We start from the raw sequence: 24,036 nt of genomic DNA, 5'->3' as shown, positions 1-24,036 counted from the left end.
CCATTTTGAGAAAGCTGCCGGAACGCCGACGTATTCACTCTTTGTATTGCAGGATCGCGCCGCCCCAGGTCAGGCCGCCGCCAAAGCCGATGCAGGCCAGCGGTCTGCCCGGGGTCAGCTGCCCGCTCTCGGCCAACTCGTTGAGAGCGACCGGAATGCTGGCGGCGCTGGTGTTGCCGTGGCGATCCATATTCTTATAAAATTTTGCCGGGTCAGCCTGCAGAGCCTTGATGCAGTGGTCGATGATGCGGCTGTTGGCCTGATGGCAGACCACCCACGACAGATCCTCGAGGGTCAGCCGGGTCTCGTCCAGCACCGTGTGCAGGCACTTGGGCAGGGCATCCACGGCAAAGCGGAACACCGCCTTGCCGTCCATGGTGATGGGGGCAGAACCTTCCCGGCTCGGCCCGCCCGCATGGAGAACATCACTGCCGCGTGCCCCCAGCGTCAACGCAAAGGGGGTATCTGCCAGCCGGAAAATGGCGGCTCCGGCCCCGTCGCCGAACAGCACGCAGGTGGAGCGGTCGGTGGGGTCCATCAGGCGAGAAAGCGCTTCGCACCCGATGACGAGGGCATACTGCCCGCCCAGAGTCGTCAGCATTCCCCGCGCCACGGCCATGCCATAGAGAAAACCGGAACAGGCCGCGTTGATGTCCAGTGCGGGCCGGTTTTCGGGCAGGCCCAGCGCCGCCTGTACCTGACAGGCCACGCTGGGGGTGGCATCCGGGGCAGAAAGGGTCGCGCAGACACAGCAGGCAATGTCCGCCGGGGCAAGGCCGCTGCGGTCAAGGGCCTGCCGCGCGGCCGCAATGGCCAGCGTGGCGGCAGATTCGTCCTCGGTGCACCAGTGCCGGGTGCGGATGCCGGTGCGGCTGGTGATCCATGCGTCACTGGTATCCACCATGCGGCTCAGCGCGTCATTGGTGATCGTCCGTCCGGGAAGTGCCCCGCCGGTGGCGATCAGCTGTAAACCATTCATGCGTTCCTCGTTTCTCCGATCTGGCGGTACTTTTTATAGCGCTGATCGGCCAGCTGCCGGTCGCTCATGCGGCACAATTCTTTCAGGTGGGCGCGCAGAGCGGCATCCATGCGCTCAAACAGGGCCGCGTGGCAGCGCTGGGCACCGCCCACCGGCTCCGGGATCACTTCTTCCACGATGCCGCCGCGGTACAGATCCTGCGCCGTCAGCTTCATCATCTCACAGGCCTCGCCGCTGCGGGAGGAGTCCTTCCACAGGATGCTGGCAAAGCCCTCGGGACTCAGCACCGAGTAGACCGCGTTTTCCAGCATGAGGATGTGGTTGGCCACACCCAGTGCCAGCGCGCCGCCGGAGGAACCCTCGCCGGTGACCACGGCGATGACCGGTACCGTCAGGCCGCTCATCTCCATCAGATTCCGGGCAATGGCCTCGCCCTGCCCCCGCTCCTCGGCATCCTTGCCGGGGTAAGCGCCCGGCGTGTCGATAAAGGTGATGATGGGACGGCCGAATTTTTCAGCCTGCTTCATCAGGCGCAGAGCCTTGCGGTAACCCTCCGGCCCCGGCATTCCAAAGTTGCAGGCCAGATTTTCTTCCAGCGTGGAGCCCTTGCGGTGGCCGATGACCGTCACCGGCATCCCGTGGAAACGGGCCACGCCGCCCAGAATGGCCGCGTCCTCCTTGCACTGCCGGTCGCCGCGCTGCTCAAAGAAATCCGTGAACAGGGCAGAGATCGTCTCGTCGATGTGCGGACGCTCCGGGTGACGGGCCAGAAAGACCCGGTCCTCGGCAGTCAGCGGGCCGCAGGAGCGCAGGATCTCGTCCTCTTCCACCGCCAGCTCTGCCAGTTCGGACGCATGGGCGGTGATGGCCTCCATGTCACTGCCGCTGCCCTTCAGCGCGGCGATCTGTGCGTCCAGCGGGGCCAGCTGCTCCAAAATATCTTTTATCATTCGTGTTTCCCTCCGGCATGAAGCTGCAGGACCTGGATCAGCGTATCCCGCAGCTGACTGCGGGGCACCACCTGATCCACAAAGCCGTGTTCCATCTGGAATTCGCTGCGCTGGAACCCGGCGGGCAGTTTTTCACCGATGGTCTGCTCAATAACGCGGGGGCCGGCAAAGCCGATGAGTGCCCCCGGTTCGGCCAGCATGATATCGCCCAGGCTTGCAAAGCTGGCGGTCACGCCGCCGGTGGTGGGGTGGGTCAGCACACTGACGTACAGCCCGCCCTTTGCTGAAAAGCGCTGGATGGCGGCGCTGGTCTTGGCCATCTGCATCAGGCTGAAAATGCCCTCCTGCATCCGTGCGCCGCCGCTGGCCGAAAAGATGACCAGAGGCAGGCGCTTGGCGGTGGCGTACTCCACGGCGCGGGTGATCTTCTCGCCCACAGCCGTGCTCATGCTGCCCATAAAGAACCGGCTGTCCAGCACGGCTGCCACACAGGCCACGCCGCCAATGCGGCCGACGGCGGTGACAGCAGCCTCGTGCAGGCCGGTCTTGTTCTGGGCGGCGGCAAGTTTTTCCCCGTATCCGGGGAAGTTCAGCACATCCTGCGGATCAAGGTCAGCGTCCAGTTCCCGGAAGCTGCCGTGATCCAGCACCAGACTGAGCCGGTAATACCCGCCAATGGGCATGTGATAGCCGCAATTGGGGCAGACATACAGGCTTTTGCCCCACAGGGTGCGGGCAGCGCGGCGGCCGCACTGCTTGCACTCCACAAACTGCGGCTCGTGCCAGACAGCTCCGGCATCCCGCTTGGCTTTCAGCTGGAAAGTGCGCTCCCGCATCCGGTTGGGGAGCAGATCTCGGATATCATTCATCGCATGTTTCCTCAGATATGTGCGGTGATGTAGTTGTAGATGTCACCCACGGTCTTGAGCTTTGCCAGCTCCTCGTCCGGGATGGACACACCGCAGGCATCCTCCAGCGCCATGTTCAGCTCCACGGCATCCAGGCTGTCGGCCTCCAGATCCTCGGTCAGGCTGGCCTCCATGGTCACCTTGTCCTCCTCGCAGTTCAGGGTGTCAACAACGATCTTCTTCATTTCTTCAAACGTCATGGTAATATTCTCCTTTGATTGGTTTGTATTTTTATTATCTAAAAAGTTTGAGGTTTCTTGCGAACACGACCATTATATCTGAATCGCCGGATAAGTCAAGAATAATAGCTAAAATATTTTATCTTTTACAATTCTGACACACTTTCCTTCACAGGGGCAGTTCCTCTTTTCCATTGCCCTTTTTCCCCAAACGTGCTAATATGGGTTCAGCACTCAGACAAGAAGAAACGAAAGGATGGAACCCATGAAATTCAGCGAAATGAGTTATACCCGCCCGGACATTGATGCCCTGCTGGGCCAGTGCAAGGCACTGGCCGCCAAGGCCGCCGGGGCCGCCAGCGGCGAGGAGCTGGTGAATGTTTACTACGAGCAGAGCCGCGCCTTTGCCGATTACAGCACCGCCGCACAGCTGGCAAGCATCCACTACACCTGCGACACCCGTGACGCTTATTGGAAGGCCGAGCAGGACTTCTTTGATGCCAACGGTCCCGCCGTGGAAAACGCACGGGTGGAGATCAGCCGGGCATTTCTGGCCAACGCCCATGTGGACGCGCTGACCGAAGCCTTTGGCACCACCTGCGTGGCTGGCATGAAGAATGCCGTGCTGGGCATGGATGACCGCACCGTGGAGCTGCAGAAGGAGTACAACGCCCTTGTCAGCCAGTACCAGCAGGTGTATGGCGGCGCACTGGTCGAGTTTGACGGCAAGCAGCTGACCATTCCCCAGCTGGGCCCCTATAAGGAGAACCTGGACCCTGCCGTCCGCCGCGCCGCCTACGAGGCCGAGGCAGCGTATTTCGATGCCCACCGTGACGAGCTGGACGGCCTGTACACCAAGATCGTCAAGAACCTGAACGCACAGGCGCAGATCCTGGGCTACCACGATTACAGCGAGCTTTCCTATGTACGGATGAACCGCATCGGCTACGGCCCTGCCGAGATCCGGAAGTTCCGCGACCAGGTGGCCAGCGATGTGGTGCCCGAGCTGAAAAAGGTGATCGAGCTGCGCTGCAAGCGCACCGGCATCTCCCACCTGACCTTCTCCGACCTGCCTGTGGCGTTTCAGGACGGCAACCCCTCTCCCATCCCCGGCTACGATGCCCGGATGGCCGCCGCCCGCACCATGTACCACGAGCTGAGCCCAGAGACCGCAGAATTCATTGACTTCATGCAGGACAATGAGCTGTTCGACGTGGAGAGCCGCCCCGGCAAGATGTCCGGCGGCTATATGACCAGTCTGCCCACCTACAAGGCCCCCTTTATCTTTGCCAACTGGAACAACACCTCTGCCGATGTGGACGTGCTGACCCACGAGTGCGGCCACGCCTTTGAGGGCTATGTGGCCGAGCGTGACCCCAAGGTCCCCGCAGACCTCGAGTGCCCCGGCATGGAGAGCGCCGAGATCCACTCCATGGCCATGGAGTTCCTGACGGCTCCCTGGCACCATCTGCTCTTTGGCAAGGACACTGAGAAATACGCCCTGCTCCACGCCGAGGACAGCTTCCTCTTCCTGGCCTATGGCTGCATCGTGGACGAGTTCCAGCACAGGATGTACCAGAACCCCGACCTCACCCCGGACGAGCGCAACGCCGTCTGGCTGGAACTGGAGCACAAGTACCGCCCCTGGATCGATTTCGACAACCTGCCCTTCTATGGCCGCGGTGCCGGCTGGCAGCGCCAGCTCCACATCTATGAGTGCCCCTTCTACTATATTGATTACTGCCTGTCCACCATGGCTGCGCTGCAGTTCTTCCTGCTGAGCCTCAAGGACCACAAGGATGCCTGGGAGCGCTACCTCAAGCTGGTGCGCCGTGCCGGTCTGGCCAGCTACACGGAGCTGATGCAGACCGCCGGGCTGAAGGTTCCCTTTGAGGATGGCTCGATCAAGGCCATCGCCCAGCAGATGGGCCAGTGGATCGCAGAGCATCAGGTGTAAGCCTCCTGGGCCTACGGAGATTTTTTCTTGCAAAATCCGCTCTTTTCTATAAAAAAGCACAGCGCCCCCGTTCACTGTAAGATCGCAGTGAGCGGGGGCGCTTTCTTGTGAATAGGAGGTGGATTTTATCGCAAATACAGACTATGGGGATATACGGAGCGGCACAAACTCCATAACCGGAAAGAAAAATTTCCATAAAACGCCAAAAAGCCCTCGGATAAGTCATACCTATACAAGAAAGTTTGAACTTTTCGTGAATTTTCTGTGTTTCGACCATGGACAGGTGGGAACAGTTCTGCTACAATGGGAGCTGTTCTTTCCGCCGGTTCCCACGCGGCGGTTTTTGTTTTTACTATAACACAGGAGGAACTTTCATGTTAGAAAAGATCTTTCACCTGAAAGAAAACCACACCGATGTCAAGACCGAACTCATGGCGGGTGTCACCACCTTTATGACGATGGCCTACATCCTTGCGGTCAACCCCAGCATCCTGTCCGCTTCGGGCATGGATGCCAATGCGGTTCTGATCGCCACCTCGCTGGCATCGTTCGTTGGCACTGCCCTGATGGCTCTGCTGGCCAACTACCCGTTCGCTCTGGCTCCCGGTATGGGCCTGAACGCCTACTTCTCCTACACGGTCGTCCTGACCATGGGTTACAGCTGGCAGCTGGCCCTGATGGCCGTTTTTGTGGAGGGCATCATCTTCATCGCGCTGAGCCTGACCAATGTGCGTGAGGCCATCTTCAACGCCATCCCCATGACCCTGAAGAGCGCTGTCAGCGTTGGCATCGGCCTGTTCGTTGCTTTCGTCGGCCTGCAGAACGCAAAGCTGATCGTGAACAGCGATTCTACCCTCGTCACCTATCAGCACTTCAAGGGCGAGACCTTCCACAGCATCGGCGTGGGTGCGATCCTCGCGCTGGTGGGCGTGCTCATCACCGCTATCCTGCTGGTCAAGAAGGTCAAGGGCGGCATCCTGTACGGTATCCTCATCACCTGGGTGCTGGGCATCCTCTGCGAGCTGACCGGCATCTACATCCCCAACCCCGATGCCGGCATGTACAGTGTCATCCCCACCAGCTTCATCAGCTTCGATTTCTCTGCTCTGGGCAAGACCTTTGGTCAGGTGTTCAAGACCGATTTCTCCGGCGTGGGCATCCTGAACTTCTTCGCCGTGATGTTCTCCTTCCTCTTCGTTGACCTGTTCGACACCCTGGGTACCCTGATCGGTGTTGCTTCCAAGGCCGACATGCTGGATGAGGAGGGCAAGCTGCCCAACATCAAGGGTGCACTGATGGCCGACTCCATCGCCACCTGTGCCGGTGCCGTGCTGGGCACCTCCACTACCACCACCTTCGTCGAGAGCGCTTCCGGCGTGACCGAGGGCGGCCGCACCGGCCTGACCTCCATGACCACCGGTGTGCTGTTCCTGTTGGCCGTGGTGTTCAGCCCCCTGTTCCTGACCATCCCCAGCTTTGCGACCGCTCCGGCCCTGATCATCGTTGGCTTCTACATGATGGGTTCTGCCCTGAAGATCGAGTTCGACGATCCTGCTGAGGGCATTCCCGCATTCCTGACCATCCTGGCAATGCCCACCGCATACAGCATCTCTGAGGGCATCGCCATCGGTGTCATCTCCTGGACCCTGCTGAATGTCATCACCGGCAAGGCCAAGGAGAAGAAGATCAGCCCCCTGATGTATGTGCTGACCGTTCTGTTCATCCTGAAATACGTCCTGCTGTAACAGGCATTTGCAGCAAACAGAAAGCCCCGGCTCCGGCCGGGGCTTTCGTGCGTTTATTGGTTCCTGCGCGGGTGGGGCGGGCAGGGTTCAGCCGCCGAACAGCCCGAAAAAGCTGGTGTGCGTCATGCCCAGCACCAGAAACAGAAGAATGAGGGCAAACAGCACCCCAATGATGATGTCCATCTGGTGGACCGTGAGGGGGAATTTGTCGTAGAGCTTTTCCTTGGGGTTGACGAAATTCGGGTCATTGTTGTCCAGCAGGGTCTTTTTTCTCTCAGCGCTCTGGGCTTTGGCGGCGGCAAGTTCTGCCTGCTCCTTTTCCAGCTGGGCCTCCCGCTGGGCAAGCAGTGCCTCACGGCGGGCCAGCTCTTCCTCCCGCTGGGCCTGGTTCATTTCTGCCATGGTGGTATCCTCCGGCGTTTTTTCTACCAGTATACCATAGAATTGTGACAGAAAAAACTCCTCCCGCAAAAAGCGGCCTTATTCCGCCAGCAGATCCTCCACCACATCCATCAGCTGAGACGGATCGAGCTGGCACGCGGTACAGCGCGCGGCCAGGCGAAGGACCCGCACCGGGTCAACGGAGACATCTGAGATGAACCGCAGTTTTCGGTGTCGTCCGTGAGATGTAGAATGCGCGGCGATGCCAAAGGATGTATACGCACCACACGCGGGATGATAAAGTCGTTCCATAACACAATGATACCAAAACACACCAATCACCTCTCTATCAAAATTGTCACGCCGCTTTGAAACGGCTGCATGAATGCAGGTTCGCTGCCCGCAAAATGTTCTGACAAAATTTATATACCATCTCTTGGCTTCAAAATAAACAGCCAAAATTTCGAAATTTGGCGGCGTGTTTTGCATGTCCGGTAAAACCGGTGGTGCAGTAAAAATACGAACTGGAAAACTGGAACGAATAATTTTACTGAATATCGTGCAAAATTGAGAAAAATCAACTTCACGCAGCAACAGATGAAAGAATGTTCCACAGAAAGCCGAAAGCATAAAAGAAAAATCTTTGCCGCAGCTTAACCACTTTTTGATAGAAAAAGTTGCGAAATCGGTCGTAAGATCGAGTTTTCTGGTATATCACTTGTTCGCTGTGCGGATAAGGCTGCTCATTCTGCTTTGCCTCCGCATCGTCTGCCGCAGACCCCGGCACTGCCCTTGTCTGAAATGCTTTCACTCCGGATGCAAACCAGATGAAAAATCCGACGGGCCGTGTCACTTGACTTTCCCCTTGCAGGGGAGTATACTCCGGGGCAGTGAAATATTCGGCTATGACGAGAAAGAGTACCCGGAAAGAATGCTGCAGAGAGCTGCCGGATGGTGCAAGGCAGTGCAGGGTGTCCGTGGGAAGATCCTCTCCGAGCTTTCCGGCTGAATGGGCGGCATCTGCGCCCCAGTAAGCGGGAACGGCAGGCCCCCGTTATCACGGGCCGCGCATTGTTGGATGCGCACTGAGGGGCCGGGCTTTGCACCGGCAATAAGAGTGGTACCGCAGAGGATCTACGCCTTTGTCTCTTACAAACCGTAAGGGACAAAGGCGTTTTTGTTTGCGGGAAAGCCATTTTCCGGATGTTTCATTGCCTTTGCATCCGCAAAAATCAGGACCTGGAAAAGGAGAGTTTAACATGAAAACACTGGAAAAAGTAAGCGACTTTGTAGGCAAGTATATGGCTGGCATCGTCATTGTGGTGGCAGCGCTGGCCCTGTTCTTCCCCGGCACATTCAGCGTGGTAAAGACCGCATGGGTCAACACCCTGCTGGGCATCGTTATGTTCGGCATGGGTCTTACCCTGAAGCCGGAGGATTTCAAGGTGGTGTTCAGCCGCCCGAAGGACGTGATCATCGGCTGCATTGCACAGTTCACGCTGATGCCCTTCCTTGCATGGGCGCTGACGCAGGTGTTCCATCTGCCCACTGAGCTGGCCATTGGTGTCATCCTTGTGGGCACCTGCCCCGGCGGCACCTCCTCCAATGTGATGACCTATCTGTCCAAGGGCGACGTTGCACTGTCTGTTGGCATGACTGCTGTTTCCACCGTGCTGGCTCCGTTCCTCACCCCACTGCTCACTCTGCTGTATGCCGGTCAGCGCGTGGAGGTGAACCCCGTGAATATGTTCCTGTCCATCGTCAAGGTGGTGCTGGTTCCCATCGCACTGGGCTTTGTGGTCAACCACTTCTTCCATGCGTTCACCCAGAATGCCGTCCGTGTGCTGCCGCTGATCTCCACCACTGCCATCGTGCTCATCATCTGCGCCGTTGTGTCCGCAAACTCCGCTAAGATCATGACCAGCGGCCTGCTGATCCTGGCCGTGGTCATCCTGCACAACCTGCTGGGCTACCTCACCGGCTTTGGCGTGGGCAAGCTGCTGAAGCTGGATTCCACCAAGTGCCGTGCAATTTCCATCGAGGTCGGTATGCAGAACTCCGGTCTGGCCACTTCTCTGGCCGCTGCCCACTTTGCACAGTATCCGCTGGCAACCATCCCCGGTGCTGTGTTCTCTGTGTGGCATAACATTTCCGGTGCCCTCCTCGCCAACTTCTTTGCCCGCACCGCAGAGAAGAAGGACTGATGGTTCATAAGAACCTCGAACGCCCGGAGGCTTCCGTTATAACTTTCAATCTACTGAACTTATAATAGCAAAGGCAGGGTGTCACCGTGATGGTGATACCCTGCCTTTGCTTGTTTACCGTTCCGAGTAGTCCTTCCGCAGGAACTTGCCGGGGCGAGGCCCCTCCATCTTGCTGCGCAAGACCGTTCTGTTGCTTGAAATCCCCACTGGGGCGTTTGTTGCTTCACAAACGCGGTTTTGTTGGGGCGTGCCTGCCCCAAACCCTACTTCATAATATCGATCATGACCGATCAACGACTGATTTATAGTAATTGCCAAAGTCTGCAAGTGCATTGACGATTGGTAACATTTCCGTTCCGAGATCGGTCAACCCATATTCTACTTTGGGAGGATTCTCGTGATAATCACGGCGGTAGGCAAGCCCATCATCAATCATCTGTCTTAAGCTCTCGGTCAAAACTTTCTGCGAGATCCCGTCGATGCTTCTTTGCAACTCGTTGAATCTCCATGGACGCTCTTTCAGATTGCGCAGAAGCAAGAGTTTCCATTTTCCGCCAATCAGGGATACTGCTGTTGCAACCGGACATTCAGGCAGTTCTTCTTTTGTACGCATATCAGTCACCTCTGTATATAGTATATCACATTCATTTTTGAGTGTACAGTTACAAAAAAGTGCGTACTTGTTTTTGAATGTGCGAGCTTCTATACTTAGCTCAGGCAATGAAAGATTGCGAATCAAAATGGAGGTGCTTACAATGGCAAGCTACACAAAAATGACAGTTGGAAAGGAAAATCGGACGGAGCTTCATGAAAAGCTCGCCCTGACTGGTGCGGAGATCAGCTTGAATACGCTTCCTGCGGGAGCAAATGTTCCGTTTGTCCACTCCCACAAGGCAAATGAGGAAATCTACGGTGTTCTTTCCGGCAAAGGCAAGGTCGTTATCGATGGCGAAGAAATCAGCCTTGCAGCAGGCGACTGGCTGAAGATTTCTCCCGTGGCAAAACGTCAGTTCTTTGCTGCAAACAATTCTGAAATCACTTATATTTGTATTCAGGTCAAGGAGAATTCTCTCGAAGGCTATACTGCAACGGATGCTGTGATCTACTGATAAAACATATCAAAACAAAAGGCAGGATACCACCGTCATGGTGATACCCTGCCTTTGCTCATTTACCGTTCGGTTGCTGCGGTAAACTTCAATAAACAAAAACGTACCCGAACCCTTTTTCGTAAAGAATCAGGTTCGGGTACGAACTGTATGGTGGTGAATCGTCACATGGTTATAAGAACATTGATGCAAAGCTCCAGCGCTTTCCGCAAAGAGCCCTTTCCCCAATCTCTCTCATCATGAGCATAAACATTCGCAAGGGAATCGGCAGTGTAGAGAATCTGGCCAAAGACTGCACCACGCTTCTGGGCACAGGCGGCCAGTGCAGCACACTCCATTTCAACTGTGGCACAGCCCTCGGATTTGCGATATTCTACCATATCTCGTGTTTCTCGGAAAAAACCATCCGTTGTCCATGTGATACATTTTTGAAACGGAATATTCAACGCACAAAAAGTCTGCTCAATGGCTTTTATTGCGGAAGGCTCCAAATCAATAAACCGAGCGGCTGGAAGATAATGATACGAAGTGCCTTCATCGCGCATCGCCCTGATTGGAATCAAGAATTCGTTTTCGTCCAAATCGGTCAGCACTCCGCAGGAACCGGCTGAAATAATTTTTTTGCATCCGCAGGAGATCAAAAAATCCAGAAGCTGTGCAGCCGCAGCAGCTCCCAGCGGTGCCTGACACAGGCAAAATTCCAGCCCATTTTGCCGGACAATATAAACGGGATAACTTTTTGTAATGGTTTCAAAGTGTTCGGCAATGACTGCATCCATTTCAAATGCGTAATCATCAATCACATCACCCAGAAAACCAAACACACATTTTTCCGGAAGGACGAGCTGCTCTGCGCCATGATTGGGCCTGATGACCTCAATCGAATCAAAATCGTATTCAAGAATGGGAAGATCATGTTTTTGTATCATGGAGAATTTCCTCTTCCTGCAAATTGCTGCACAAAATAAAAATACCCGAACCCTTTTCACAAAGAATCGGGTTCGGGTACGAACTGTTTGGTGGACGGTACAGGACTCGAACCTGTGACCTCCTGCACGTCAAGCAGATGCTCTACCAGCTGAGCTAACCGTCCAGATGTCGTATCGACTTGAGTATGATACCACATTTTTCGCGCAATTGCAAGGGCTTTTTTGAAAAAAGTCTGCCTTTTCCGTTTTTTGCCCCGGAGGATTGGCGCAAAGGCCCCTTTGCGAGGGCTGGCAGGGGAGAGGTGCTCAGAGCGCCCGGCGGATGATGTCGTAGAGGATGGGCTTCATGTTGTCGATGTTGTCGGGTTTGCCCTCCAATACAGAGGTGTAGCACACCGATATGCACATACTGCCCAGGGCGGTGATGCGCTGGTAGATCTCCCGCTCGGTGCGGCCCGCCATCTCGGGGCTGCACATCACGGTCTGGAGGACCTTGCGCATCAGCGGTTCGGCCTCCCCGCTGGCTTCGATCTGATCCAGCCCGGGCCAGACAAAGCTGCGCTCCAGGAAGCGGAGCATCAGGGTGTCCGCGCGCAGGGCTTCGATGATATGGTCAATGACAAAGATCATCTGGTCGGGGAAGCTGGTAAGCTCGGCGGCGTGCTGTTCGGCGGCGGCACAGGCGTCGTCCAGCAGCTGGTAGCTCACCCGGGCCAGCAGGGCCTGCGTGACCGAACCCTTATCGGCAAAATAGAGGTAGAACGTGCCCTTGCCCACCTTGGCACGGGAGGTGATATCCTCCACGCTGGTCTTGGAGGTGCCCCGCTCCAGAAACAGCTCGTAAGCTGCGTCCAGAAGCGCACGGCGCTTTTCCTGTTTCTTTCCTTCCACGGTGCTCATAGCTTGCTGCATCCTCTTTTCTGACGTTGTTTTGTCGTGTAAACAATATTTTAGCAGGGAGAAGGGAAGAGCGCAAGAGCAAAAGCCCCCGGACAAGCTATACAATTTTTGCTTTGTGATAAGAAAACTGACTTTTGGTCATTTTCTATCTTGACACCTTGCGTCGATTGGTTATAATAGTGCTTGCTCGGAAATGACCGCGGGTCATTTTTAGGGCAGATCCAATCAACTTTCGTATGGAGGGTTCCCATGAAAAAGATCGCACAGAGCATCGTGCGTCTGCGCAAGCTGATCTTAACAGTAGCGGTCCTGCTGTTGATCCCTTCCGCAATCGGCGCGGTTGCTACCCGCATCAACTATGATGTCCTGACCTATCTGCCGCAGGAGCTTGACTCCATGATCGGCGAGGTAGCGCTTGAGGACGACTTCCATCTGGCCTCCACCGGCATGATCACGGTGGAAGGCCTGCCTACCAATGAACTGATCGCCATGAAGAAGGACATTGATGCGGTGCCCGGTGTCACACAGACCTTCTGGCTCAGCGATGTCATCGACCCCAGCATCCCCACCGAGATGCTGCCCGCGGATGTCCAGCAGTTCATGTTCGGCAAAAACGATTCCACCATGCTCATCGTCCGGTTTGATGCGCCCAGCGCCAGCGATGAGACGATGAACGCCGTCAAGCAGATCAAACAGGTGCTGCGGCACGACTGCTACTTTGGCGGCATGAGCGTTATTCTGCAGGATACCAAGGCGCTGATCAATCAAGAGATGCCGCTGTACATCCTGTGCGCTGTGGGTGCCAGTATGCTGGTGCTGTTCCTCTCGCTGGAGAGCACCATTACGCCCGTGCTGTTCATGCTGGGCCTGCTGTTCCCCATTGCGTACAACTTTGGCACCAACATCTTCCTGGGTCAGATCAGCTACATCACCCAGGCGCTTTCCACGGTGCTGCAGCTGGGTGTGACGATGGACTTCTCCATCTTCCTGCTCCACCGTTATCAGGAGGAAAAGGAACTCCGCTCCTCCAACGAGGAAGCCATGGTGACCGCCATCTGCAAGACCATGACCTCCATCACCGCTTCCTCCCTGACCACCATTGCGGGCTTCCTGGCACTGTGCGCCATGCGCCTGACGCTGGGCCGCGATATCGGTGTTGTTATGGCAAAGGGTGTGGCGCTGGGTGTTATCTGCACCATCGTCGTCCTGCCTGCTTTGATCCTGACCTTTGATCAGCAGGTCGAAAAGTACAAGCACCGCACCATCGTGCCCAAGCTGACCAAGCTCAGCTACTTTGTTTCCAAGCACGCAATGCCCATCGTGGTCGTCTTTCTTGTGCTGCTGGTGCCCTTTGTGGTGGCCCAGCAAAAGACTGAGGTCTACTACACCCTGTTCGACTCGCTGCCCCAGGATCTGACCGGTATCGTTGGCACCAACAAGCTGGGTGAGGACTTTGGCATGACCACCTCCCACTTTATTCTGGTGGATGAGGACCTGACCGCAACGCAGGTGTCTGACCTCTGCGATGAGCTCAAGGATGTGGACGGCATCACCCAGGTGGTGAGCCTGGATTCCATCACCGGCCCGGGCTTTCAGACCGAACTGCTGCCCGACAGCGTGACCGAGATCCTGCAGTCCGGCGGCTACAAGCTCATTCTGGCCAACAGCTCCTATAAGACCGGCACCGATGCCATCAATAACCAACTGACCGAGATGAACGACCTTATCAAGGCGGTTGACCCCAACGGTGTCATCACCGGCGAGGGTGCCATGACCAAGGATCTGATCGAGGTCGCGGACGTGGATTTCAAGAACGTCAACGTCTGGTCGATCATGGCAGTCGCTGCCATCATCCTGATCTCCTTCCGGAGCCTGTCCATCCCTGTGCTGCTGGTTGCCAGCATCGAGGCCGCCATCTCCATCAATATGGGCATCCCGTACTTCACCGGTACCCAGCTGCCCTTCATCGCCAGCATCGTCATCGGTACCATCCAGCTGGGCGCGACTGTGGACTACTCCATCCTGATGACCACCCGTTATCACGAGGAGCGCAGCTATGGCCGCACCCCGCAGGAAGCTGCCCAGCAGTCGCTGGAGCACTGCAGCCAGTCCATCCTGACCAGCGGCCTGACCTTCTTTGCCGCAACCGTCGGCGTGGCCGCCATCAGTAAGATGGAGCTGCTGCAGAGCATCTGCCGGCTCATCTCCCGCGGCGCACTGATCAGTATGGCTGTCATTCTGGTCGTTCTGCCCGCTGCCCTGATGCTGCTGGACTGGGTCATCCGCCACACCACCATGCACTGGCTGGTCCCTGAATCTTCCAACGCCAAGAAGTCTGATAAGGAGTAATTACCATGAAAAAATCGCTTCGTTTCGCCAGTGCGGCGCTGGCGCTGACTCTCGCCGCAGGCATGACCCTGCCCGCCTTTGCAGCCGCCAAGGCCGATTATTCCAAGGATGAGACGGTCTACGCCGTGATGAACGCCGACGGCTCCATCAAGTCCACCACCGTCAGCGAGCACCTGTACAGTGCTTCCGGCCTGTCCAATGTCACCGATGAGAGCACCCTGACCGATATCCAGAACACCGAGAGCGATGCCGCGTTCACCCAGGACGGCGAAAAGCTGGTCTGGAACACCGACGACACCGACGTGTACTATAAGGGCAATACCGACAAGGCCCTGCCCATCACCGCAAATGTCACCTATGCGCTGGACGGCGTGACCGACAGCCTTGAGAACCTGATCGGCAAGAGCGGCCACCTGACCGTGACCGTTGACCTGACCAACAACGAGACCGGCACAGTGACCGTCAACGGCAAGGAGCGCACCGTTGTCACCCCGCTCATCACTGCTGTGGGCGTGATCTTTGGTCAGGATGCCACCAACCTGAGCGCCGAGCACGGAATGCTGGAATCTGCCGCCAAGAGCAGCGTGGCCGCTTTCGTCTGCCTGCCCGGCGTGAAGGACTCTCTGGACGGTCTGCTGCCCGATGACCTGTCCACTGTGGAGGATTATCTGCAGGACAGCGTCACCGTGGAAGCCGATGTCGAGAACCTGACCGCACCGCAGGTCATGCTGGCCTGTGCCACCAACGCCGATGCGCTGGGCACCAATGCCTTTGACCTGAGCAGCCTCAACGAGCTGACCGATGGCATCGGCCAGCTGAACGATGCCATGAACCAGCTGATGGATGGTGCCGCCCAACTGGTGGACGGTGCTTCTCAGCTGGCCAACGGTACCCTGGCCCTGCTGGACGGCGCTTCTCAGCTGAACAGCGGTGCTTCTGCCCTGGACGATGGTCTGGGCCAGCTGACCAACGGCCTGGACACCCTGAGCTCCAATAACGCCGCCCTGCAGGCCGGTGCCCAGCAGGTGGCCGATGGCGTTCTGGCCTCCGCCAACAGCACCCTGATGGAGGGCGGCCTGATCGACACCCCCATGACCTGGGACAACTACGCTTCCGTCATTGACGAAGTGCTGACCATGAACGAAAAGACACTGGCCGCTGCCCGCAAGAAGATGGTGCGCACCGTCTGGGAGCAGGAGCCCAGTTTCAAGGACAGCCAGCTGGACATTGCCCTGTATCTCTCCGCAACCAAGACCAACCACGACCTGGAAGCTGCTCTGCGGCTGATGCAGAGCTACGACCCCTCCATGTTCAGCGCCATGCTTGATCTGAGCACTGCCAGCGCCAAGCAGACCGTGCATGACGAGCTGAAGTATCAGGCTGAGAACAGCCAGGATATCGCAGATGTCCGTGCCCTGAAGAACAGCCTGGCGCAGATCCAGTATTTCGTGTCCAGTGTCAACCAGTACACCAACGGTGTTGCCACCGCCGCTGACGGTGCCCACTCCGCAAAGGACGGTGCCGCCCAGCTGGCCGATGGCACCAAGACCCTGTATGACGGCGTGACCACCCTGAATGATGGCGCAGGCCAGCTCAGCGATGGCACGGTCCGGCTGAACGATGGCCTGAACCAGTTCAATGAGGAGGGCATCTCCAAGCTGACCGGCGCTCTGGACGAGGAGCAGATCCATGGCCTGAAGACCGTGCTGGACGAGATGACCAGCCGTCTGGAGGACTACACCAGCTTTGCCGGTAAGTCCGAGGATGCTTCCGGCAGCGTGAAGTTCGTCTATAAGACCGGTGAGACGGTCGCCGCTGCGGATGTTACCGCCGAGACCACCGCCGATGTGCAGGAAGGCAACTTCTTCACCCGCCTGTGGCAGCGGATCGTGAACCTGTTCAAGTTCTGAAAAAACGGCGTGCCTGCTTGACAAGCCGCCGGAGATTGACTATACTACAAATAGATTCGTCAAGAAAAATGACCGCTCAGGCACTGAAACGTTGAGGCGGTCATTTTTTATGCCAATTTTAAGGAGACCACAGCATGGCAGAGAGGGAATTGTATCCGGACGGGGAACAGCGCCGCCGCATCATGGATTTTATTATGGCGGCCGGTCAGACCCTTTTGGAGAACGGGGCAGAGGTGTTCCGGGTGGAGCAGACCATGGAGATCATGGCGGCCAGCTTCCACCTGCGGGAGTTCCATGTCTATGTGCTGACCAACGGCATTTTTGCCAGCGCAGGCACGGCGGAGATGAGCGAGGTGCGCAACGTGCCCACCCGTACCACCCACCTGGGGCGGGTGGCGGCGGTGAATCAGCTTTCCCGCCAGATCGCGTCCGGGGAAGTGGACACCATCGATGTGGCCGAGACCCGGCTGGCTCAGGCCAGGTGCATCCCTTTTCCGAAGGACTGGGTGCAGATTGCGGCGGGCATGGGCGGCGCGTTCTGCTTTGCGCTGATTTTTGGCGGCGACCTGAAAGCAGGGCTTGCCGCCGCTGCGGCCGGTGTTGCGGCCAACGCCTACCTGCTGTTCTGCGGGCGGCACGGCGTGGGGGGCGGGTTCCGAACCATCTCCACCGCCGCCCTCATCACCCTATGCTGTATTCTGGGCTGCAGTCTGCTGGGCACTGAAGCCAGTCACGCCATCATCGGTACCCTGATGATCCTGACCCCTGGCATCGCCTTTACCATGGGCATCCGGGACTTTGTGCAGGGCGATTACCTGTCCGGCACCATCCGGATGATCGACGCGCTGCTCATTGCGGCCAGCATCGCCATCGGCACCGGCCTTGTGCTGAGTCTCTATGCCTTTTTGAAGGGGGTGGCCGTGGTATGACAGAGCTTCTTTTCACCGGGGAGCAGCTAGGCCGTCTGGCCCTGCAGTTCCTGCTGGCCGGGGCGGGCACCCTGAGCTTTGCCATCCTCTTTGCCTGCCCCAAACGCACCCTGCCCTATTGCGGGCTGGTGGGCGCAGTGGGCTGGCTGGTATACGAGATCGCGGAGCTGTTCGGGATGGAAGCCTTTGCAGCCTCGCTGCTAGCGGTCATTCCGCTGACGCTGCTGGCCCGCATCCTTGCGATGACCCTCAGAGCACCGGTGACGGTATTCCTGCTCACCGGCATCTTTCCGCTGGTGCCCGGTGCGGGCATCTATTACAGCGCCTACTACTTCATTCAGGGCGACAACGCGCTGGCGCTGGCAAACGGCATCTCCACCTTCAAGATCGCCGTGGCGCTGGCCGTGGGCATTGCCCTGGTGCTGGGCATCCCCCTGCCACAGAAACGCCGATAAAACAAAAACGAGACCGCCCGGTGGGCGGTCTCGTTGGTTATGCGGGAGAATCAGGTGGTGGGAACCATCCGCAGCAGCTGGGCCCCGGTGGTGACATCCAGACGGAAATATGCTTTGTTCAGCTCGGTGTTGTAGGAAACACTGACCGGTGTTTCGGTACCGTCGGCATTGATCTGCATCAGGCTGTAGCCGGAAATGGTATTGGCGGGTACCTCGATGCTGGCAATGACTGGCTGGGCCATCACACGGGCGGGGGTGACCTCCTCGCTCTTTACGGTGCCGCACTTTTCGCAGATGACCCGTTCAATAACAGTGGGATAGTAGAATGCTGCTGTCATTACCTGCTCACCGTTTTTCAGAGTCCCGGTGTGAACAGTCAGGTTGGAAAAGTTGGAGAAGACACCGTTTACCTTGGTCAGCTGGGTGTTATTTTTTACCTTGCCGCATTCGGGGCAAAGTGTAAGGGTCTCGGTGGTGCCATCGGGGAGCTTATGCTGGAAGGTGGTCTCCACACACTCAGTCTTATACTCTGTCGTGGTCTTCCAGGTGTGTTCCTTGCACTCGGTTTTGCCCGGGGTCTCTTCGGCCATGCTGACCACAGAACTGCCTGCCAGCACACAGACGGACAGACCAAAGGAGGCCAGGGCTTTCAGTATACGATTTTTCATAGCAGGATCCTTTCTCCCCGCATCCCGGCGGGGCAGCACGATTTGAGCTTGGCTGCTTTTACCATGCTTCCAGCCTGATTATACCAATTAGAAGGAAAAGGTGTCAATGTCCGGGATTAAGTTCCGTGGGAAGATTCACTAGCAGAATACAACGGAATGACAGAAACACAGGAGCGAAATGTATATATACATTGAGAATGGGCCGCTGTATGTATAAATGTTTTCAAAAGGGTTTCATTTGTTCCGATTTTTTGCACAACACTTGACTTTTTTATTTGTACAACATATACTAATCCTGTTCCTTGATGACACGATGAAGCGCATCGTGCCGGGAAAGTGAAAAATTATACAATCAACAGAGGAGTGTTTGAATATGAAAAAGATCAATCGCCGCAGCTTTCTGGCTGCCGCTGGTCTGACCGCTGCCGCTCTGGCTCTGACTGCCTGCGGCGGTTCCGCCTCCAGCACCGCTTCTTCCACTGCAAGCAGTGCAGCTTCTTCCGAGGCTGCTTCCACCAGCGCTGCCGCTGAGCTGACCACCGTTGAGGCTGGCAAGCTGACCATGGCCACCAACGCTGCCTTCCCTCCGTACGAGATGACCACCGATGCCGGTGAGTTTGAGGGCATCGACATCGACACCGCCAAGGCCATTGCTGAGAAGCTGGGCCTGGAGCTGCAGATCGATGATATGGACTTCGATGCAGCACTGCTGAGCGTGCAGCAGGGCAAGGCCGATATCGTCATGGCTGGCGTTACCGTGACCGACGAGCGCAAGGCTGTGATGGACTTCTCCGACAGCTATGCTACCGGCATCCAGTCCATCATCGTTCCCGAGGGCTCTGATATCACCTCTCCCGATGATCTGGCAGGCAAGAAGATCGGCACCCAGCGCGGCACCACCGGCTACATCTACTGCTCTGATGACTTCGGCGATGACGCTGTGGTCGCATACGACGACGGCCTGACCGCTGTGCAGGCTCTGAACAATGGCCAGGTCGATGCAGTTGTCATCGACAATGCCCCTGCAAAGGAGTTCGTTGCCGCCAACCCCGGTCTGGTCATTCTGGACACCAGCTACGCCGAGGAGGATTACGCCATCGGTCTGGCAAAGGGTTCCGCTCTGGAGGATGCTGTCAATGCCGCTCTGGAAGAGCTGAAGGCTGACGGCACCCTGCAGTCCATCGTGGACAAGTACATCAACGCTGAATAATTCAGCTGTACCTTGTATCACGGGGAGGCAGCCCCATCTGGGGCACCTCCCCTTTTTTGGAAAGAACAGGTTACAAAATTCTAACAATTTTAGAAAGCGAGGATGCGAATGGCCGCACAATACGAACTGCTGAAAGAGCTGCTCAACAGTGGCACGAAGCTGGACTTCGGGCAGGAAATGTTCTTCAAATTCTATCAGGCGTTCATCCTGAACGACCGCTGGGTGCAGTACATCCAGGGCGTGGGCACTACGCTGCTGGTCACCGCCATTGCGCTGGCACTGGGCGTGGTGCTGGGCAGTGTGGTGGCACTGGTGCGTGTTGCGCACGACCAGCAGCGTCCCGGCCGCAGGAACCCGGTGCTGGGCTTCTTCAATGCCGTCTGTCAGGTGTACACCACCATCATCCGCGGCACCCCCATGATGGTCCAGCTGCTCATTATGAGCATGGTCATCTTTTCCAACAGCCGCAACTTTACCATGGTCGGTGCGCTGGCACTGGGCATCAACTCGGGCGCTTACGTCTCGGAGATCATCCGCGGCGGCCTGATGGCGGTGGACCCCGGCCAGATGGAAGCCGGCCGCAGCCTGGGCCTGAACTACATGACCACTATGGTGGTCATTGTCATTCCGCAGGCCATCCGCGCGGTGCTGCCTGCACTGGGCAACGAGTTCATCGTCCTGCTCAAGGATACCTCGCTCATCACCGTTATCGGCGGCAAGGAGCTGCTGTATGCGGCGCAGGGCATTATGAACCGTACCTACGAGGCCATGTTCCCCCTGTTGGGCGTTGCAGTGGTCTATCTGGTCTTAGTCATGCTCTTTACATGGCTGCTGTCGAAGTTTGAGAGGAGGATGGCGCAAGGTGACCGCTAATCATGCTGAAAAGATCCTGGAAGTCCGTGGTCTGACCAAGACCTACGGCGGTGAGGCCAAAAAGGGCGCAAAGCAGCCCACCCCCACCCTGGATGTCCTGAAGGGCATCGACATCGACATCTACCGCGGCGATGTGGTCTGCCTGATCGGCCCCTCCGGCTGCGGCAAGTCTACCTTCCTGCGCTGCCTGAACCGGCTGGAGATCCCCACCGGCGGCTCCATCAAGTTTGAGGGCATCGAGGTGGATGATGCCCACATCGATGCCGTGCGCCAGAAGATGGGCATGGTGTTCCAGCACTTCAACCTCTTCCCCCACCTGACCGTCAAGCAGAACCTCTGCCTGGCCCCGGAGCTGCTCAAGCTCAAGAGCAAGGAGGAGGCTTCCAAGCGTGCCGAGGAGCTGCTGGCCCGTGTCGGCCTGTCCGATAAAGCCAATGTGTTCCCCAAGAGCCTTTCCGGCGGCCAGCAGCAGCGCATTGCCATTGCCCGCGCTCTGGCCATGGACCCGGATGTCATCCTGTTCGACGAGCCCACCTCCGCCCTTGACCCTGAGATGGTCGGCGAGGTGCTGGAGCTGATGAAGGAGCTGGCCCACACCGGCATCACCATGCTGGTGGTCACCCACGAGATGGGCTTTGCCCGCGAGGTGTCCAACCGCGTCATCTTCATCGATGAAGGCAGGATCCAGGAAGATGAGCCCCCGCAGGAGCTCTTCTCGAACCCCAAGCATCCTCGTCTGAAGGCTTTCCTTTCCAAGATGCTGTAATTGAAGCTGAAAAAACTGTATTGAAAAGACCGCCAGAGCAAGCGTTTCTACTTGCTTTGGCGGTCTTTTTGCTGTGAGGGGGGTTATCCAAGAATGACAGAGACCTCTACACTTTCACCGGCCTTTGCCAGCGGCAGGAGGGTGCCCGCAATAGGAGCGCCGTTCACGGTGACGCTCTGCACGCCCTTCTGCACGGCATGGGGGTTCTCCACCCGGATGTGGTAGACGGCACCCCGGTAACGGCGGGTGACGGTGTAGCCTGCCAGCGTGTGGGGGATGCAGGGGTCAACACGCAGGCCGTCCAGAGTGGGCTGGATGCCCAGAATGTACTGGCTTACGTTCACAAAGGTCCATGCCGCCGTGCCGGTCAGCCAGCTGTTCTTGGCCTCGCCGAAGGTGGGGGCATCGCGGCCTGCCACCATCTGGCTGTAAACGTAGGGCTCGGTGCGGTGGATCTCGCTGATGTCCTCGATATAGGCCGGGCAGGTCTTTTTGTAGACAGCGAAGGCCCGGTCACCGTGGCCCAGCACGGTCTCGGCACAGCTGATCCATGGGTTGTTGTGGCAGAAGATACCGGCGTTCTCCTTGTAGCCCGGGGGATAGCTGGAGATCTCGCCCAGATTGAGCCGGTAGGTGGTGTAGGCGGGCTGGAGCAGTACCACGCCGTACGGGGTGTCCAGCCGCTCCTCCACGCTCTTCAGTGCGGCTTCGGCCTGACCGGTCTCCCGGCCGATCCCGGCCATCACGCACATGCCCTGGGGTTCGATGAAGATCTGCCCCTCGTCGCATTCCCTGCTGCCTACGGGGGCACCAAAGGCATCGTAGGCACGGCGGAACCATGCGCCGTCCCAGCCGGCGGTCAGGGTGGCCTGTTCTACTGCGTCAATGGCGGTGCGGGTGCTGGCAGCCTCCTCGGTGAGGTGCAGGTGGTCACAGAGTTCGGCGTACTCGCGGCCGTATTTCACGAACATGCCTGCAATGAACACGCTTTCAGCCACGGGGCCCTCGCTGGGGCCGGTAATCTGGAAGCTCTCGCCCGGGTGCTCCGAGAAGCAGTTCAGGTTCAGGCAGTCGTTCCAGTCGGCCCGGCCGATCAGCGGCAGGCCGTGGGGGCCCAGATGGGTATGGGTGTAGCGGAAGCTCCGGCGCAGATGCTCCATCAGGGGCTGTGCTCTGGTCACGTCGTTGTCAAAGGCAACCGGCTCGTCCAGGATCGACCAGTCACCGGTCTCCCGCAGATAGGCGGCGGTGCACGCAATGAGCCAGAGCGGGTCATCGTTGAAGCCGCTGCCCACGTCGCTGTTGCCCTTTTTGGTCAGGGGCTGGTACTGGTGGTAGGCACTGCCGTCCTCAAACTGGGTGGCAGCAATGTCCAGAATGCGCTCCCGTGCGCGGGAGGGGATCATATGAACGAAGCCCAGCAGATCCTGACAGGAATCCCGGAACCCCATGCCGCGGCCGATGCCGCTCTCGTAATAGCTGGCACTGCGGCTTATGTTGAAGGTGACCATGCACTGATACTGGTTCCAAAGGCTCACCATCCGGTCCAGCTTTTCCTCGCCGGAGGTCAGCTGCCAGCCCGAGAGCAGCTCCTGCCAGTAGTCGGCCAGTGCCCTGCGGGCGGCATCCACCTGTGCGTCGGTGGCATAGCGGGCCATCATGGCCTCGGCCCGGGCTTTGTTGATGATGCCGGGAGCGCTGAATTTTTCCCCGACCGGGTTTTCAATGTAGCCCAGCCCGAAGATGATGCTCTTTTTCTCGCCCGGTGCCAGCGTGAGATGGAAATGGTGGGCACCCACCGGAGCCCAGCCGTGGGCAATGCTGTTCGAGCAGTGACCGGCTTTGACCGCTTCCGGTGCGGCGGGGCCGCCGTATACGCCGCAGAAGGCATCCCGGCTGGTGTCGAAGCTGGTAACGGGGGCGTTGGCCCAGAACACGGCGTAGTGATCCCGGCGCTCCCGGTACTCTGTCTTATGATAGATGGCACTTTCCACCACTTCCACCTCGCCGGTGGAAAAGTTGCGCTGGAAATTGGAGCTGTCGTCCATGGCATCCCACAGGCAGAACTCCACATAGCTGAACACGTCCAGCGTGCGGGGGGCAGCGGTCTTGTTTTCCAGCGTCAGCCGGTCGATCTCACAGGCATCGCCCCGGGGCACGAACAACTCCTGAGCGGCCGCAATGCCGTTTTTTTCGCCCTGCAGGATCGTGTAGCCTAGACCGTGGCGGCAGGTGTAACTGTCCAGTTCCGTCTTGGCGGGCTGCCAGCCCGGGTTCCAGATGGTGCCGCCATCGTTGATGTAGATGCGGTGGCCGTCCATGTCCAGCGGGGAATTGTTGTAGCGGTAGCGGGTCAGCCGCCGCAGCCGGGCATCCCGGTAAAAGCTGTAACCGCCGCCGGTGTTGGACACCAGACTGAAAAAGTCCTCGCTGCCCAGATAGTTGATCCAGGGCAGGGGAGTGCGGGGCGTGTCGATCACATATTCCCGGCGCGCATCATCAAAATGTCCGAATCTCATAGCCTTGTTCCTCCTTATAGGGTAAACCGGAAATGCTGAAATCATTTGATGGCGAAAACGATTTAGAATTTGCGGCCCAAGGGTGGGAAAGGCACTTGTCACCCTAAGAATAGTCT

22 protein-coding genes, 1 tRNA gene and 1 other annotated feature are annotated in these 24,036 nt (G+C 57.7%); of the genes, 11 read left to right on the top strand and 12 right to left on the bottom strand.

What is annotated here, in order from left to right; genetic code table 11:
* Positions 1-34: 34 nt before the first annotated feature.
* The 4 genes from J3353_RS09370 to acpP are packed head-to-tail and all read right to left on the bottom strand — an operon-like array spanning position 35 to position 3,037.
* Positions 35-979, bottom strand: coding sequence for a beta-ketoacyl-ACP synthase 3 (locus tag J3353_RS09370; protein ID WP_097773326.1), 945 nt, complete (start codon positions 977-979; stop codon positions 35-37).
* Positions 976-1,929: an acetyl-CoA carboxylase carboxyltransferase subunit alpha gene (locus J3353_RS09365; RefSeq protein ID WP_005935299.1), complete on the bottom strand. Its 954-nt coding sequence runs from the start codon at positions 1,927-1,929 to the stop codon at positions 976-978. The genes J3353_RS09370 and J3353_RS09365 overlap by 4 nt, the downstream gene beginning before the upstream one ends.
* Positions 1,926-2,798 (bottom strand): acetyl-CoA carboxylase, carboxyltransferase subunit beta, encoded by an 873-nt coding sequence (accD, locus tag J3353_RS09360; RefSeq protein WP_097773327.1) that lies wholly within the window; start codon positions 2,796-2,798, stop codon positions 1,926-1,928. Before accD ends, J3353_RS09365 begins: the two co-directional genes overlap by 4 nt.
* Positions 2,799-2,809: 11 nt before the next feature.
* On the bottom strand, positions 2,810-3,037 hold the full coding sequence (gene acpP / locus J3353_RS09355; protein ID WP_005935295.1) for an acyl carrier protein: 228 nt from the start codon (positions 3,035-3,037) through the stop codon (positions 2,810-2,812).
* A gap of 244 nt (positions 3,038-3,281) precedes the next feature.
* On the opposite strand from acpP, the gene J3353_RS09350 reads away from it, so the two are divergent.
* Both J3353_RS09350 and J3353_RS09345 read left to right on the top strand, forming a co-directional pair.
* Positions 3,282-4,973, top strand: a complete 1,692-nt coding sequence (locus J3353_RS09350) for a M3 family oligoendopeptidase (RefSeq protein WP_097773434.1) — start codon at positions 3,282-3,284, stop codon at positions 4,971-4,973.
* A 374-nt stretch (positions 4,974-5,347) separates the two neighbouring features.
* Complete coding sequence (locus tag J3353_RS09345) at positions 5,348-6,718, top strand: NCS2 family permease (protein WP_207684720.1); 1,371 nt, start codon at positions 5,348-5,350, stop codon at positions 6,716-6,718.
* A gap of 87 nt (positions 6,719-6,805) precedes the next feature.
* Here J3353_RS09345 and J3353_RS09340 read toward each other — a convergent pair whose 3' ends face one another.
* Positions 6,806-7,120 carry a hypothetical protein gene (locus J3353_RS09340; protein ID WP_097773328.1) on the bottom strand — a complete coding sequence of 105 codons (315 nt, stop codon included), beginning with the start codon at positions 7,118-7,120 and terminating at the stop codon, positions 6,806-6,808.
* Positions 7,121-7,198: 78 nt separating this feature from the next.
* Complete coding sequence (locus J3353_RS09335; RefSeq protein ID WP_207684719.1) at positions 7,199-7,729, bottom strand: DUF6514 family protein; 531 nt, start codon at positions 7,727-7,729, stop codon at positions 7,199-7,201.
* Positions 7,730-7,995: 266 nt separating this feature from the next.
* Positions 7,996-8,252 (top strand) — a binding site (T-box leader).
* 106 nt (positions 8,253-8,358) lie between these two features.
* Here J3353_RS09335 and J3353_RS09330 point away from each other — a divergent pair.
* Positions 8,359-9,303, top strand: a complete 945-nt coding sequence (locus tag J3353_RS09330; protein WP_186851322.1) for a bile acid:sodium symporter family protein — start codon at positions 8,359-8,361, stop codon at positions 9,301-9,303.
* Between the two features lie 280 nt (positions 9,304-9,583).
* Here the strand turns inward: J3353_RS09330 and J3353_RS09325 are convergent, their stop codons facing one another.
* Positions 9,584-9,916 (bottom strand): helix-turn-helix domain-containing protein, encoded by a 333-nt coding sequence (locus J3353_RS09325; protein WP_005943481.1) that lies wholly within the window; start codon positions 9,914-9,916, stop codon positions 9,584-9,586.
* 142 nt (positions 9,917-10,058) lie between these two features.
* On the opposite strand from J3353_RS09325, the gene J3353_RS09320 reads away from it, so the two are divergent.
* On the top strand, positions 10,059-10,412 hold the full coding sequence (locus J3353_RS09320) for a cupin domain-containing protein (protein WP_117534414.1): 354 nt from the start codon (positions 10,059-10,061) through the stop codon (positions 10,410-10,412).
* A gap of 164 nt (positions 10,413-10,576) precedes the next feature.
* Here the strand turns inward: J3353_RS09320 and J3353_RS09315 are convergent, their stop codons facing one another.
* The 3 genes from J3353_RS09315 to J3353_RS09305 all read right to left on the bottom strand — a co-directional run bounded on the left by J3353_RS09315 (position 10,577) and on the right by J3353_RS09305 (position 12,241).
* A complete protein-coding gene (locus J3353_RS09315; protein WP_207684718.1) occupies positions 10,577-11,341 on the bottom strand; it encodes a nucleoside phosphorylase in 765 nt (254 codons plus the stop codon).
* Positions 11,342-11,429: 88 nt separating this feature from the next.
* Positions 11,430-11,505, bottom strand: a tRNA-Val gene (locus J3353_RS09310).
* 142 nt (positions 11,506-11,647) lie between these two features.
* Positions 11,648-12,241, bottom strand: a complete 594-nt coding sequence (locus tag J3353_RS09305) for a TetR/AcrR family transcriptional regulator (RefSeq protein ID WP_207684717.1) — start codon at positions 12,239-12,241, stop codon at positions 11,648-11,650.
* A 249-nt stretch (positions 12,242-12,490) separates the two neighbouring features.
* Between J3353_RS09305 and J3353_RS09300 the strand changes: the two genes are divergently transcribed.
* The 4 genes from J3353_RS09300 (at position 12,491) to J3353_RS09285 (ending at position 17,884) form a co-directional block, all read left to right on the top strand.
* Positions 12,491-14,590 carry an RND family transporter gene (locus J3353_RS09300; protein WP_207684716.1) on the top strand — a complete coding sequence of 700 codons (2,100 nt, stop codon included), beginning with the start codon at positions 12,491-12,493 and terminating at the stop codon, positions 14,588-14,590.
* 5 nt (positions 14,591-14,595) lie between these two features.
* Positions 14,596-16,500, top strand: a complete 1,905-nt coding sequence (locus J3353_RS09295; protein ID WP_207684715.1) for a hypothetical protein — start codon at positions 14,596-14,598, stop codon at positions 16,498-16,500.
* A 134-nt stretch (positions 16,501-16,634) separates the two neighbouring features.
* Positions 16,635-17,429 carry a threonine/serine exporter ThrE family protein gene (locus J3353_RS09290; RefSeq protein WP_099357282.1) on the top strand — a complete coding sequence of 265 codons (795 nt, stop codon included), beginning with the start codon at positions 16,635-16,637 and terminating at the stop codon, positions 17,427-17,429.
* A complete protein-coding gene (locus tag J3353_RS09285; RefSeq protein WP_005935329.1) occupies positions 17,426-17,884 on the top strand; it encodes a threonine/serine exporter family protein in 459 nt (152 codons plus the stop codon). Before J3353_RS09290 ends, J3353_RS09285 begins: the two co-directional genes overlap by 4 nt.
* A 50-nt stretch (positions 17,885-17,934) precedes the next feature.
* Here J3353_RS09285 and J3353_RS09280 read toward each other — a convergent pair whose 3' ends face one another.
* On the bottom strand, positions 17,935-18,552 hold the full coding sequence (locus tag J3353_RS09280; RefSeq protein ID WP_005935331.1) for a hypothetical protein: 618 nt from the start codon (positions 18,550-18,552) through the stop codon (positions 17,935-17,937).
* A 373-nt stretch (positions 18,553-18,925) separates the two neighbouring features.
* On the opposite strand from J3353_RS09280, the gene J3353_RS09275 reads away from it, so the two are divergent.
* From J3353_RS09275 to J3353_RS09265, 3 genes are all read left to right on the top strand, one after another.
* Positions 18,926-19,762 carry an ABC transporter substrate-binding protein gene (locus J3353_RS09275; RefSeq protein ID WP_156059791.1) on the top strand — a complete coding sequence of 279 codons (837 nt, stop codon included), beginning with the start codon at positions 18,926-18,928 and terminating at the stop codon, positions 19,760-19,762.
* A gap of 108 nt (positions 19,763-19,870) precedes the next feature.
* Positions 19,871-20,635, top strand: coding sequence for an amino acid ABC transporter permease (locus J3353_RS09270; RefSeq protein WP_097773339.1), 765 nt, complete (start codon positions 19,871-19,873; stop codon positions 20,633-20,635).
* A 13-nt stretch (positions 20,636-20,648) separates the two neighbouring features.
* Positions 20,649-21,401: an amino acid ABC transporter ATP-binding protein gene (locus J3353_RS09265; protein WP_370569189.1), complete on the top strand. Its 753-nt coding sequence runs from the start codon at positions 20,649-20,651 to the stop codon at positions 21,399-21,401.
* Positions 21,402-21,484: 83 nt separating this feature from the next.
* On the opposite strand, the gene J3353_RS09260 is transcribed toward J3353_RS09265, so the two are convergent.
* Positions 21,485-23,920 (bottom strand): GH36-type glycosyl hydrolase domain-containing protein, encoded by a 2,436-nt coding sequence (locus tag J3353_RS09260; protein ID WP_207684714.1) that lies wholly within the window; start codon positions 23,918-23,920, stop codon positions 21,485-21,487.
* Between the last annotated feature and the right edge of the window lie 116 nt (positions 23,921-24,036).

The sequence above is a fragment of the Faecalibacterium sp. Marseille-Q4137 genome (assembly GCF_017377535.1).
Classification (GTDB): domain Bacteria; phylum Bacillota; class Clostridia; order Oscillospirales; family Ruminococcaceae; genus Faecalibacterium; species Faecalibacterium duncaniae.
Note: the sequence above shows the minus strand (reverse complement) of the source record. Positions and strands in the feature narration are given on the sequence as shown.